10 protein-coding genes are annotated in these 14,531 nt (G+C 39.8%); 8 read left to right on the top strand and 2 right to left on the bottom strand.

Annotated elements, in window-relative coordinates; all coding sequences use genetic code 11:
• Positions 1-103: 103 nt before the first annotated feature.
• Entirely contained in the window at positions 104-1,228 is a 1,125-nt protein-coding gene (locus tag KHA99_RS21475) for a HupE/UreJ family protein (RefSeq protein WP_213119516.1), read from the bottom strand.
• A 229-nt stretch (positions 1,229-1,457) separates the two neighbouring features.
• Here KHA99_RS21475 and KHA99_RS21480 point away from each other — a divergent pair, with 229 nt between their 5' ends.
• From KHA99_RS21480 to KHA99_RS21490, 3 genes are all read left to right on the top strand, one after another.
• Positions 1,458-6,503, top strand: coding sequence for a lamin tail domain-containing metallophosphoesterase family protein (locus KHA99_RS21480; RefSeq protein ID WP_213119517.1), 5,046 nt, complete (start codon positions 1,458-1,460; stop codon positions 6,501-6,503).
• Between the two features lie 372 nt (positions 6,504-6,875).
• Positions 6,876-7,361, top strand: coding sequence for a DUF2975 domain-containing protein (locus KHA99_RS21485; RefSeq protein ID WP_213119518.1), 486 nt, complete (start codon positions 6,876-6,878; stop codon positions 7,359-7,361).
• Positions 7,362-7,371: 10 nt separating this feature from the next.
• Positions 7,372-7,590, top strand: a complete 219-nt coding sequence (locus KHA99_RS21490; protein WP_064551977.1) for a helix-turn-helix domain-containing protein — start codon at positions 7,372-7,374, stop codon at positions 7,588-7,590.
• Positions 7,591-7,848: 258 nt separating this feature from the next.
• On the opposite strand, the gene KHA99_RS21495 is transcribed toward KHA99_RS21490, so the two are convergent.
• Positions 7,849-8,331 (bottom strand): sigma-70 family RNA polymerase sigma factor, encoded by a 483-nt coding sequence (locus KHA99_RS21495; protein ID WP_213119519.1) that lies wholly within the window; start codon positions 8,329-8,331, stop codon positions 7,849-7,851.
• Positions 8,332-9,347: 1,016 nt separating this feature from the next.
• Here KHA99_RS21495 and KHA99_RS21500 point away from each other — a divergent pair.
• The 5 genes from KHA99_RS21500 (at position 9,348) to KHA99_RS21520 (ending at position 14,524) form a co-directional block, all read left to right on the top strand.
• Positions 9,348-10,064, top strand: a complete 717-nt coding sequence (locus KHA99_RS21500) for a FadR/GntR family transcriptional regulator (protein WP_213119520.1) — start codon at positions 9,348-9,350, stop codon at positions 10,062-10,064.
• Positions 10,065-10,112: 48 nt separating this feature from the next.
• On the top strand, positions 10,113-11,090 hold the full coding sequence (locus KHA99_RS21505; RefSeq protein ID WP_213119521.1) for a fumarylacetoacetate hydrolase family protein: 978 nt from the start codon (positions 10,113-10,115) through the stop codon (positions 11,088-11,090).
• 450 nt (positions 11,091-11,540) lie between these two features.
• Positions 11,541-13,115 (top strand): bifunctional 3-(3-hydroxy-phenyl)propionate/3-hydroxycinnamic acid hydroxylase MhpA, encoded by a 1,575-nt coding sequence (gene mhpA / locus KHA99_RS21510; protein WP_213119522.1) that lies wholly within the window; start codon positions 11,541-11,543, stop codon positions 13,113-13,115.
• 200 nt (positions 13,116-13,315) lie between these two features.
• On the top strand, positions 13,316-14,200 hold the full coding sequence (locus KHA99_RS21515) for a VOC family protein (RefSeq protein ID WP_213119523.1): 885 nt from the start codon (positions 13,316-13,318) through the stop codon (positions 14,198-14,200).
• Between the two features lie 27 nt (positions 14,201-14,227).
• A complete protein-coding gene (locus KHA99_RS21520; RefSeq protein WP_213119524.1) occupies positions 14,228-14,524 on the top strand; it encodes an antibiotic biosynthesis monooxygenase family protein in 297 nt (98 codons plus the stop codon).
• The last annotated feature ends 7 nt before the right edge of the window (positions 14,525-14,531 follow it).

Consider the following 14,531-nt stretch of genomic DNA (forward strand, 5'->3'; position numbering starts at 1 on the left):
CTACCAATATACGGGATAGTTACCATTAACAACATGACAATAGTGATATGTTCATAGTTTGTTCGAAATGTTTTGGCAAATTTTTGAACAAGATGCTCCTCTGCTAAATGATACGATCTATAAACCAGTACAAACCTATTCCGCTGATCACAGTGGAAAAACTATTAACAAACTGCCTTTGCCAGCGGGCTTTTTGCAGATACCAAATGAATGGAATAAAGATGATAAGGACGACAATTTGTCCAAATTCGACCCCTAGATTAAAAGAAAAGAGTGGGAGAACGAAATGGCTTCCTAATTTTCCAATTAATAATTCGGCAAAGCCAAACCCATGTATCAGCCCAAATCCTAAACCGACTAGCCAACGCCATTTGAAGGATTTTGACCAAATGTTTTGGATGGCTACATAAACAATACTCAGGGCAATTAACGGTTCAATGTTGGTACTCGGAATAAAGACAGTTTCTGTTGCTGCCAAGGCTAATGTCAAGCAATGTCCAATCGTAAAAGCTGTTAAGGTTTTTACATAATCCCGAAAGTTTCCTTTTGCCAGGAGCAGTCCAAATAAAAAGAGTAAATGGTCGATTCCTGACCAAATATGTTCCATCCCCATAAGGACGTATTGCCAAAAACCGATTACTTTATTTTGATTGTTACTTGTTTCCACTGTTTCTCCCGTTGTTTTCTCTTTTTTCAAATAGGTATTTCCTTGAAGAACGGTATGATCCTTCGTAAATATATTTTCAATGACTTGATCACCATTATGGATGGTCGCAAAATTTTGATGGTTCATGTCTACTCCGTTGAAAAAAATAAAATAATCAATCTCGTATTCCTGAACCGGCTCCTTAAACACGAACTCTATTTTTATGCGAAACATCGAAAGATTAGAGCGCTTCACAAGCGAAATGTCATTGATGGTTGCCTTACCCTGGAGTCCATTGTTGTTGACAGTAAGATTTTTTAAAACAAACTGCTCAATGGAAGTTTTTGATTGGGCTATTTCGTCTTCTTTCATATAACCGTCCTGATTTGCATCGATGTTCAGAAGCCCGCCAAGGAGATCCGCAAGCAAGTATAAGTCATAGCTGACTTTATTACCTTCAATCTTGACTTCTGAATATCCTATTGATCCTGAATGTGCCTCCGCTCCATTTGGTTGAAGCAGAAAAACGGCCATCATAAAAATCAAACAAATGCTGGCCATAAGTTTGTTATTTTTCTGCATAAACATGTCTCCCTTTTTCTAAAAAGCAATAGATGTTCTGGTACATGTTTAGTCTATTAAACAATCTTTAAACCAGTATGAAGAACATGTTAAGAAAAGAATAAGAATTTTTTGTTTTTACAGAAAAATAACAATTTTTTTAAAATATTAACAATTACTTAAAATCCCCTTATCAATACCTAGGTAAAATGGAATATGGTTGTAATGTAAATGAGAAGAGGGGGAGCCCATGAAAAAGGTAAAAGTACATAGGAAAGTGCGGAAGCTGCTGTTGCTTGCATGTATGTTAGCAATGATTCTATCAAACTTAAGTTTGGCAGCTTCACCGAATAGGATTTATGCAGAGGAACTGGCATCTGACAAACAATCAGTAGATGCTGCTCATTTTGAAATTAGTCAAAGCGAAGCGGCGGATCCGAACCAGTTGGGCGAAAGCCAAGGTAAACCAGGAGATCAAAATCAATCTGGTACTGGTCAATTTGAACAGATTGACCCGAATCAACAAGGTAAAAGTCAGGTAGATTCTAGTTCATTGGATACCATACAAAATCCAAAACTAGATAACAGTCAGCTAATCGAACAAACGGCGGATACCCCGGCTGTTAATGCTGCACCTGAATCCAGCCCGCAGCAGGAAGATCTGCCGAATCCATCAGCGGCAAATCAAATTGATAGTGTGATTCAAGAAGGGGAAGATTTTAATCAATTTCCTCAAATATTGATTACCGAGCTTTCTCCAAATTCTAAAGGGGCAGGAACGGATTATTACGAGTATATTGAACTCTATAACAATACCAATAAACCACTTTCACTAGAGAAATATTCATTTGTTTATAAATATACTGACACAGGAAAGGAATTGCCTTTCCATGTCCCTTCCGTTACGTTGGAACCACAGCAATCGATTGTCTATTGGTTCAATAATGGAAACTATACATTAGCAGACTTTAATGGAAATTTTGGCTCGAATTTAACTGCTGATCAAGTTGTCGAGTTTAAAGATGTGTTCCCCGGTTTTGCAAACGGCGGGTTGCGTGCCCTTGTGATTAAAGACATGGCTGGGACGGAAATTGTATCTGCGAGCTATTTAGGGAATGAAAATGATAACAATGGAGCAGGGATTGAATACAAATATCCGATATCGGGAACTGAGATGGAAAAATACCGTGTCCTCGCTCCACCGACACCTGGAACCATTGAAAGCGTGCAGGTTCCAGTTCAGCCCGTAAATATCGATGAAACTCCTGTGGATATGGAAGCACCTGTCATTACGCATACACCCGTAACCGGGAGTGATGCTTATACACCTATAAAAATTGAAGCAACGGTAACAGACAACATCGCCAAGCCATTTGTCACTCTCTATTATAAAACAATGGGAGAACAAACCTTTACATCGATTTCGATGAATGCAAGTAAGGATGATTCCACTAAATACTCCGCGGAAATCCCGGGTGTAAATATAGAGTCCAATCTTACATACTATATCGAAGCTTCCGACGGGACAAATAGTTCAAAGACGGAAGAAAATCTCATTACGGTGAAGAAACCCAACGTAGATTTTCAAAAGCTTCCCGACTTTTTAGTAACTGAAGTTGTACCGGATTCCACGAATGTTGGATCAGCGGATGGCTATGAATTTATTGAAATCTATAATAATACGGATAAAGATGTAAACTTTAAGGATTACAAGATTCAGTATAGGTACGGCACCGATCCATCAACAGACGTTATTTGGGCATCCATCCCGGATGATGTGGTGGTTCCTTCTCAAAAAACGCTCGTCTTCTGGATTATTAATGAACAAAACACGCAAAAAACAGTTGCTGACTTTAATGCAAACTATGGTTCAAGCTTAGTAGAAAACAAAGATCTCGTTAAGATTTATAGTGCAGGGATGGCTAATGCATCGACAAGAGGCCTCGTTGTGGCAACCAATACGAAAAAGGAAATCGCCGTTGCTTACTATAATGAGGAATCCAATGTCCTTGATACCAAGCCGGACAAAGGGATTTTCTATAAGTACCCGCTTGATGGATCGACGAAAATGGTTAAAATAAGCGCTGGTGTCAAAAATGCCACACCGGGAGCGGTTGAATCATCCCAAGTCCCGGCAAAGCCTGTCCACATAAGTGATGATACGATCAAGCCTGTAATTGAAAACATGACAAAAGAAACAAAAGTGAATCAAAAGGAAAACATTAAAATTGTTGCCGATGCTTCTGATGATAGGGAAGTAAAAACAGTCCGATTATTTTATCGTCCCAACCATCAACAGGAATTCACCCAGGTACTGTTAGTAGAAGATTTCGATGATATGATGTATCATCATACGATCTACTCTCCTGAAATCATTGGGAATCAATACGTGGAATATTACTTTCTTGTTTCAGATGGTGCCAATGAAGTGGCAAGTGAGACGTTTAAAATCAACGTAACAAGTGATCTTGACGATTCAAGCTTGCGACTAAATGTGAATTCGAATGAAATTGTTTCAAAACAAAAGATACTTAAAGGAACATCCAAGACGGAGTCACCGGACAAAGTGAAGTTTTTTATCGATGGAACTGAGGTAGCCGAAGATACCTACCAATCCCTAGAACATGATGCCTATTTCGCTTTTGAAGCAAGCGGTGTGGATCTCTTTTTCCAAAATGGCGTCACCATGGGGGATGACATTATCCGGATTTTTGATGATACCATTACAAATTGGGATACGATCACAGTACCTATTGATGCCGATCGCCTTGGAATTGGAGATAATGTGATTACCATTCGTTCCGGCAATAAGGCATCACCATTTCAATTGGAAGAATCCGAAGAAAATCGTGATGATTTTGATATTAGAAATGTAAGGTTAGTTTTGGCAGATGGTACAATTTTACGAGACCCTGTGAAAAATAATCCTACAAAGGTTTATGATATGGGGGATGACGGAACTTACAGGCCGTTTGAAGATTTTACGTTTACGATTACAGCGGATCATGCATCTTCCAAATCATACAAATGGGATACCACGAAGATTGCCGACGGTGAGCATATTGTAAAAGTGCAAGACTCTGATGGGGAAGTAACCGCCTCAGTAAACGTGGATAATACCGCACCGGTGCTGTCTACCAACCTTGAGGACGGAAAGGATTACAAAGGCAAGTTTACCATCGAAGCCGATGCAGCTGATGCTATTGCCGGGGTGCAAACACTTCAAGTCATGCTGGATGATCAGGAAATTACAGTACCATATGAAACAGCCTCATCCAAGCTGGCTCCTGGAGAACATAAGCTGACTATTACAGCCTTTGATAAAGTAGGAAACAAAGCAGAGAAGCTCATTCGTTTTTCGGTTGTGAATGAAAATCCAAACAAACCTGAGCTTGTTTCACCAACGGACGGGAGTTCTACTCCGGTTAATGGCAATCCTTCTTTAAAGGTTAAAGTAACCGATCCAACGGACGATGATTTGGACGTTACTTTCTATAAAGGGTTTAAATATGATGTCAGCCAGTCCGACCGTGTTAAGGCATTTAAAAATGCAGCAGATACGGAACCGCCAAAAACAATGGTTCCAGCGGGCGAGCAAGCCTTTACGGCAGATGATATTTCGCTCGTTTCGAGGCAGGATCAGCAATATTTAGTGACGGACTCAGCAACGCAATTTCCATATCAGCGGTTTGAGGTAAATGTGGATGCTTCTATTGACGAAACGGACCTTGTCGAACTGGAATGGAAAGGAAAGTCGTTGCTGGGCAGAAAGGTAGCCATGTATGCATGGAATCATAAGCTTGGCGATTGGACGACGATTCAATATAAAATCGCCGGGGATGAAGACTTTGAATTGAAAGGCAATGTGGCGGTCAGCGATTTTGTTAAGGATCATAAGATTAATGTGTTAATCCAGGACGAAATTCCAGCGTCACCAGACCAGTATGATTATACATTTGTATGGATGTCAGACACACAATATTATGCACAAAGCTATCCGCATATTTATGAACGAATGACAAATTGGATTGCCGAGAAGCAGGATGAGATGAAAATCAAATATGTCTTCCATACCGGTGATATTGTTGACAAAGCCCACATGGAAGACGAATGGCAAAATGCCGACCGGTCTATGAAAGTGCTTGATGACAATCATATTCCGTATGGTGTCTTGGCGGGAAATCATGATGTCGATCATAAGACAGGTGATTATACCCAATATTATAAATGGTTTGGCGAGGACCGATTTAAGGACAAGCCGTACTATGGTGAATCGTATAAAAATAACCGCGGCCACTATGATTTAATCTCTGCTAATGGAAATGACTATATCATGCTGTACATGGGCTGGGGAGTGGAAGATGAAGATATTCAATGGATGAGTGATGTCTTGAAACAGTATCCACATCGTAAAGCAATCCTGAGCTTCCATGAATATCTGCTTGTTTCAGGCAACCGCAGTCCATTAGGTAGTCGGATTTATAATCAACTCGTGCTGCCAAATGAAAATGTTATCGCCGTCCTTAGCGGTCATTATCATGATTCGGAAACATTGGTTGATGCCATCGACGATAATGGCGATGGCATACCGGACCGCCAAGTATATCAAATGCTTGGAGACTACCAGGGCGGACCTGAGGGCGGCCAAGGATACATGAAGCTGCTTCATTTTGACCAAAAAAATAATAAAATAATGGTCAATACGTATTCACCGTATTTAGACAATTATAATTTCTATGATCCAACTCAATTCCCCGAAAAGGATGAGCGAAATTTAGAGGTAGACCTGCAGCCGCAGCTAAAACGCGTTGCTACTGACTATTTTACAGTCAATGTGTATACCGATACTGAAATCGGCAAGGTTGAAAATATCCCGAGCAGCTCGATTGTCCAAACCGAGTGGAAAGGATTAACGGAAAATCAGTCCTATTCTTGGTATGCCGTGGCAGAAGATGGCTATACCGGAAAAGCTGTTTCAGATATCTGGACCTTTACAAAAGGAAAGGATGAAAGTGCCGCACCGGCAGAACCATCCGTTCCAGGAGATAATCCGGGAGATGATCAGGGAAATATTCCAGGAGGTAACGATGGCACTTCCCCTGTTACATCTAAGCCAGATGACTTAGGAAAAGGAAAAAGTCCAGCAGCAAAGGACCCTGACAAGAAACCGGCAGCACATGGCAGTCAGTTGCCTTCAACAGCTACCAATACTTTTAACATCATTCTTATCGGAATTTTGATCATCACCATTGGTGGTATAACCTGGTTAGTCAGAAGAAAAACAAATGAAGTTTAATTTAGAGAAGTAAAAGGCGATGCGGGAGTCCGCATCGCCTTTTGTCTTGTTGTTATAGGATAAACTCTTATCTAGTCATACATTATGGAAGGGAAGACTCGAAATACTTTCTTTTATGTATATCCAACATACTATGAAGCCGATGGTAAGAGATTAGCGGTTTATGTATATAAGAATGTTAACATCTGCCGACCAATGAAAATGGGTAGCAAAAAGTTAACATCCGCACAACGATTAGGTATCCTTTTACTTTAAATAAAAAGGATGTTCTGTTAACCAATAATTATACAATAAAAAACAATATTAATTTATTGTAAGACGATAAATCATGTGCTAAAATCATGTTATTATTAAATAAGTGAGGTGTTTTAAATGAATGGTGAACGAGGTTCAACCACTTTCTTAAAGGTAATTATTTTTCTGGCTGGAATTGCAGTGCTTGCTTTATGTATATTTTTAGTGCCCCGTTTGGCGAATTTTGCAGCAGCATTGTATCCAAATATTGCCCCAATGAAATATCTCATTTTCATCGTGATGTATGGAGCGGCTGTGCCTTATTACTTTGCTCTCTATCAGGCTTTCACCCTTTTACGGTACATTGACGTGAACACAGCGTTCTCGGAAATATCTGTAAAGGCGTTAAAGAACATAAAGTGGTGTGCGATTACAATCAGTGGTTTGTATGTATTAGGTATGCCACTCTTTCATTTTATAGCGAAGAAAGTTGACCCTCCTATTGGATTAGTGGGACTCATCATCATTTTTGCATCGTTGGTTATCGCCGTTTTTGCTGCTATCCTCCAACGGCTTCTACAAGAAGCGATTAACATAAAATCAGAAAATGATTTGACGGTCTGAGGTGGAGGATATGGCAATTATTATTAATATTGATGTGATGTTAGCAAAACGAAAAATGAGCGTAACCGAGCTTTCGGAGAGGGTTGGAATTACTATGGCGAATCTTTCTATTCTGAAGAATGGGAAAGCAAAAGCGGTTCGGTTTTCAACATTAGAAGCGATATGTAAGGCTTTGGATTGTCAGCCAGGTGATATTTTGGAGTACAAAAGCGACGAAGACACTCAATAAAAACAGACAACAAATTGATTTAACGGGAGTCAATGGAGAATTTAAGGGATAGTCATTAAGCTATCCTTTCTTTGCGTTTATTCATTTTATAATATTTTTAAAAACTTATCGAAATATCAGCAATTATCAATAGGCCGAAGAATACGCAAGTTTTTATTCATTCTTGCATATTTTCGGCTTTTTACATTCAAAAGTATAAGACATAAATACCGTATATTAATTCCAATTACATATTAGCGAACAGACAAGGACGTGAGTTCAGTTTGTGATTAACTCCCTCAATCTCTTACGCGCACCTTCCCGCCATTGCTTCACTGCTGATACAGTAACACCTTCCTTATCAGCAATTTCTCTGATTGATAGGTCGGAATGGATGGTGTACAGAAGCCATTTCCGTTGATTCGGTGTCAGCCTTTGCGCGTAGGTTAATAGAATCTCTTTTTCTGAAGATAGGTCTTGCTGGCAATCGGCAACCATTACCCAGAATTCTTCGGCTGGACAAATACTTATTTCCTTAAACTTCGCCATTTTATTGAGTTCCGTAAGCAGGCTGCCTCTAATAAACGTATAAGCATAGTTAGTAAAATTCCCTTTTTCCGGATTGAATCTTTGGCTTGCCTCCCAAAGAGCAATAAGGCCCTGCTGGTAAAACTCCTCCAGGTCTGTATAAAGACGAAGAGAGTGGATGATCTTGTGGATCATCGGCTTATATTGTTCTGCTAACTGTTCGAAGCTTTCCAACGGTGTACCCTTTCAGGAAAGCGCGCATTTCCATTGTATTCCCGGGTATCTCTACCATAGCGGGAATTCTCTAATTCAGCGAATCGACTCATTTCTAATTTGGTGCTGAATTAGCCCCCGAAAACTGCAAATTATCCTCTCTTATTTCCAATTTGGAGCTGATTTTTGAAAGTTTCGACCGATTGTATAGAAAATGAGGCATGGGACGGTTCGAGACCGCTGAAAATCACATCCTAAGAAGAAGCTGGAGCGCTATTTTCTTTGGCTTACAGGATGAATAAGAAGGCCTTATTTTTACCGATGCGCAACTTTTCTTGTGCTCACGGGCAGAATAGCAGGCTTATTTTTACCAGTGAGGCACTTTAGTAGCGCTCACTGGCAGAATAGCTGGCCTAATTTTTACCGGTGCGCAACTTTTTTTGTGCTCACGGGCAGAATAGTAGGCTTATTTTTACCGGTGAGGCACTTTTGTAGCGCTCACGGGCAGAATAGAAGGTATTATTTTTACCGGTTTGCAACTTTTTTTGTGCTCACGGGCAGAATAGTAGGCTTATTTTTACCGGTGAGGCACTATTGTAGCGCTCACGGGCAGAATAGAAGGTATAATTTTTACCGGTTTGCAACCTTTTTTGTGCTCACGGGCAGAATAGGGCGGCTTATTGCTTCTCAGTAGTCTCGGACGGTTCTCATGCCTCGATATTGGTTTTTGGAAGTCCAAAAGATTGGTTACCTTATACAAATCTGCCGTCATTTCCGATTGGATGCTGCAAAAAAAATTAATAATGACTCTTAAAAAAAATATTGACGGCATAATAAATATTATTTATTATAATATTCAGATAAGTAATATTTAATATTTCTTGTTTCAGGCATACCCTTTAAAAAGGCAGGTGTTTAATTACAATTTTAATAGCACCGACACGGTTTATTTTACAAAATAACCTCCAAACCAATTTCATATTATGTATTCTATTTTGAAGGTGAAAAGCCATGCTAGGGGAGGAGGAGGTTTCAAAATGAAAAATAGAAGTGATCAGTTAGTCCATGAGCTTGGAAAGAAAATCGTAACAGGGGAATTCGCTCAAAGTGAGATATTACCAAAGGTAGAAGATATAAGTGAAAGATATGAGGTAAGTCGAACCGTAGTTCGTGAAGCCTTTAAAGGATTATCAACACTTGGGCTTGTGAGATCCAACCAAAAAGCTGGGACGATTGTCCTTCCCCGTTCTGATTGGCAATGGTGGAATCTTGATGTATTAACTTGGGTCGTAGAGGACGAGAATAATACCGACTTTTTAGTGCATTTGACAGAAGTGAGATTGGGCCTTGAACCGACGGCCGCAGCATTGGCGGCTAAACGGGCAACTGATCAAGACATGATGAAAATAACTGATGCTTTTGAGCGTCTGGAGCAATCAATTGGGGATGAAAAGGCCTGGGCAAGTGCGGATTATGATTTTCATGAAAGAATCCTGCAGGCTTCCTACAACGATCTCATTATTAACACAGTTAAAACACTTCGAAAAGCACTAGTTAAAAGCCGCGAAAAAACGATACAGGCTGCCAAGGATTTTCCGGAATCACCTTATGATACGCCAACAAAAGAAGTGCTGGATAGACACCGTGCTATCTACGATGCCGTCATGGCAAGGGATGAAGAGTTGGCCCGACAAAAAATGACGGAATTAATCTTACGTGTGAAAAGTATTTTAGAAAAAATATATGGGTTTTAAAGCTAACTTTTTACTAAAAAATAGATCGACTTAGAGAGGAGCAAAAAAATGGGATTACAAGTTGTAAGATTCGAAAAGGATGGTAAAGAGAATTGGGGAGTTGTTTCAAACAATCAAATTCTTGCCCTGAAAAATTCTTATAGCTCATTAGCACAATTTTTAGAAGAAGGTGTAGAAGAGGCTAGACAAGTAAAAGAAAGTGGAACTGGTGAGACTGTTTCATTAGATGAAGTGACGGTCCTAAGCCCGGTAACACAGCCGGCAAGAATTGTCTGCCAAGGTGCAAATTATTCTTCTCACCGTGCTGAAGCTGGCTTGGAAGCAACGCGCCCGCCGTTTAACCTGATTTTTGGCAAGGCAGATAGCTCACTTTGTGGAGCGTATTCGGAAATTATCCGACCATCACATGTGCAGCTATTAGACTATGAAATTGAATTAGGATTAGTTTTAGGAACTGAGATTTCCCAAGCCGTAGAAGTGACAGATGAAACCCTTCATCAATATGTTGGGGGTCTTGTCATTATGAATGATGTATCTGCAAGGGATGTCCAGCTTTGCGAAGGTCAATGGTTAAAAGGGAAAAGCTACCGAACATTTGGACCTACAGGGCCGTACCTATACTTATTAGACAAAGATGAAATCGCTCTCATTCATGACCTTGAATTAAAATGTTTTGTCAATGATGAGCTGCGCCAATCGGCCAACACGAACCAACTGCTTTTCAAACCAGCAGAGACACTTACTGAACTATCAGAAATTATGAATCTATCAAAAGGAGATTTAATTATTACCGGTACAACAGGGGGTGTCGCCTTAAATCTCTCTCCAGATGTACTTGGTCAAATTTCAAGCCTAGCACTGCCATACCAACAGAAATTAGATTTACTTGTGGAAAGCCAAATAAACAATGGTAAATATCTTGAAGATGGTGACGTGATTCGCTGCCAAATCAGAAGTGCAGATGGAACCATCGACCTTGGTGAGCAAGTAAACAAAGTAGTACCAAGTAAAGTTGCCATTTCCTAATTTACTTATCACATATTGCTGGGAATTACATAAGTCGTTCTAATCATCCTGATCCCAGCTTTCCTTTATTTTAACCCAATTTGCACTACATTTTGAAAAGCATCATAAGTGTTATTATTCATGGTTGATTTTCGTGTAGGTATGAAAATTTAGGCGAAGAATTTACGGCTATTGTATAAAGAGGAAGCTTAAAAAGCAGAGATAAGCGAAGATATTTCGATTAACTGCTCTAAATAACACAAAATCCAAAGATTTAGATGACATAACCGGAAAAACTTCCTTTATTTTTAAGGAAATAAGAGTATTTCCCAAAATACACGGAATTCTTCCGTTTATTTTTCAAACTCAGTAAAATCAACATTCAGTTATAACAGAGCCTAGTTGTTTTAAATGTATCCGCTTACACGAAGGGTTCATCCAATTATTAATAGTTGAAAAGGGGTTTGGTAGATGAATCAAGAAATTCATGATGTTGCTATTGTCGGTTATGGTCCTGTATCAAAGCTATTAGCCACCTTGCTCGGACAAAAAGGATGGAAGGTTGGCATATATGAAAGATTTTCTCACGAATATCCGTTGCCGAGAGCCGTTCATTTTGATGATGAAATTGCTCGGATTCTACAATCGGTTATTCCTTCAAGTGAAATTGAGAGAATCACAGAGGTTGCCAACGATTTATACACCTGGTGTAATGCTGAGCGGAAAACTCTTTTAGAATTGAACTTTTCTGAATTTGGGGTTTCGGGATGGCCGGGTCATTTATTCTTTAATCAGCCGGAGCTCGAAGGGTTATTGGACAAAGCCTGCCGCCAACAGGCAACAGTAGACGTGAATATGGGAAAAGAAGCTGTTGCATTAAATGAATTTGATGACCATGTAGAGTTAGTTGTAAAGGATTTGCAGGGAGTAGAAACCAAAGTCCATGCCAAATATGTGGTTGGCTGTGATGGGGCTAATAGTTTTGTCCGAAGAAATATGGAACATACGATCACAGATCTTGGATTTGTAGCAGATTGGCTTGTGGTTGATATCATTCCTCAGACCGAGAGGGAATGGAAACCAATGAATTTACAACTATGTGACCCAGCTCGTCCCACTACAGTTGTTTCAGGTGGTCCAGGAAGAAGGCGCTGGGAATTCATGGCCCTTCCAGGAGAAACAAAGGAAGATCTAAATAAGGAAGAAGTGGCATGGAAGTTATTGGAGCCGTGGGATATTACTCCTGCGAATGCTGTTTTGGAACGGCAAGCGATTTATACATTTAAAGCCTTATGGGTGGATGAATGGAGAAAAGGCAGACTGGTATTGGCTGGCGATGCTGTCCACTTAACTCCGCCATTCATGGGTCAAGGGATGTGTGCAGGACTTCGTGATGCCAAGAATTTATCTTGGAAGCTTGATTTGGTCTTAAGTGGAAAAGTGGATAACAACTTCCTCGATATGTATACGAAAGAACGGAAACCACATAATCGTGATGTGGTTGAAGCAGCCTTGTTTTTAGGAAAAGTGATTTGTGTAACCGATCCAGAGGCTGCTGCACAAAGGGATGAGGCATTCTTTACCGGCAAGGTGCCGCCTATGCCAGAATTTCCATTTTTGACTGATGGCATTCTAGGGGAACCAGGGGATTACACGGGAAAACTATCTTTTCAGAGTCAGGTAAACTATCAGGGCAAGACTGGATTGTTTGATGATGTTGTTGGAAATGGGTGGATGATTATGAGTCCAGTCGGTGACCCTAGGAACGTTTTACAGGAGGAACAGATCACCTTCCTTGAGAACATAGGTGCAAAATTTATAACAGTTTCTGAAGCCTACGATACACAAATAGAATCAGCTAATCAGGTACTAGATATTGAAGGAAAATACAAACAGTATTTTCATACAACTGGCTTAGAGGCTGTTGTGGTCCGCCCTGATTATTATATGTTTGGGGGCGCTGTAAAATTGGCTGAATTATCCTTAGTAGTTGAAGATTTAATCAAACAAATGGGACAGTTCATGAATAAGGCAGCTGTTAGATAACCATACACTTCTAAGACAGCTGCCGAATGATCATAAAGGACGGGCATCCTTTATGATTCGTTTCTGATTTGTTTGGGGCAAACCAGAAACAGTTGGTAGACTTGGGAAAGTCTAGAAGTACATTATACAATATTTTATTAAAAAAATATTAATTTAGGATTATCAATTTTTAAAAAATAAACCTAATGGGGGAATCCGCAATGTCAACCGTAAAAATATTTCGTTTAGTGTACTTGGATTTTTTTGCAAAAAACAGTCAAACCATGGTCGAGTATTATACCAATACAATGGGATATCGGATTACAGAGGAGAAGGACGGAGTTACCTATTTAAGTAACGGTTTCGACCATCATAATATTGTGATCACGCCAGCAGAAGAAAAAGCGGTTCGCAGATATGGCTACCAATTAGATGGGAAACTCACTTTAGAAGAAGTACAGGAGCAATTACATTCAAAAGGTATTGCTTCTAGCTTGAAAATAGACGCCAAACCGGGTGTTTCAAGATTAGTAGAATTACAGGATCCAGCCGGTAATGTCATTGAATTATTTACAGAGATGGAGCAATCAGCTGTTGGTTTTGGTTCTTCAGGCATTGTTCCCCTTAAATTAGGGCATGTGGCATTTTATGCGAAGAACTTTCAGGAGACCATTGAATTTTACCGGGATGCATTAGGCTTCTCATTTACTGACCAAATTGGAGTAGGCTTCGCTAATTTCTTAACATGCAACACGGATCATCATGTATTAAATGTTGTTGCTTCCGATGAGACACGTTTACACCATATTGCTTTCCAATTAAAGGATGCAAGTCATCAGTATGTAAGCTCAGATTTATTGGCCAGGCAGGGGCGTCCAACTCTTTGGGGTCCTTCCCGCCATACTGCAGGACATAATATTGCGACTTATCATCATGATCCGGAAGAAAATGTTGTGGAGTTGTATATTGATATGGATGTGTTTATTCCAGAGCTTGGGATCTTTGAGCCTCGTCCATGGCATGAGGTACTTCCGCTTAAACCAAAGATTTGGGAAGCTTTGAGTGCTTGGGGAACAGAGTTTGAATTGGATTTGGCTAAAGTATAAAAAGTTTCTTTAAGGGGATCCAACTTTATGGTACAAGAAATCATGTTGATTGAAGTGAAACCGGGAACGGAGCAGGAATTTGAGAACGCTTTTAAAAGGGCGGCCGTTATCGTCTCGTCTGCAAAGGGTTGCTTAGGAAATGAACTACACCGATGCATGGAGCAAGAAAATAAATATTTGGTTTTAATTAAATGGGAATCAGTAGATGACCATGTAACAGGGTTTAAAAATTCAATAGATTATCAGGAAATGAAGTCTATAATTGGCCCTTATTATTTACACGTTCCACATGCAGGGCACTATGAAAAAATAAAATTACTATAATATTGGT

The organism is Neobacillus rhizophilus (assembly GCF_018343535.1).
Lineage (GTDB): Bacteria > Bacillota > Bacilli > Bacillales > Cytobacillaceae > Neobacillus > Neobacillus rhizophilus.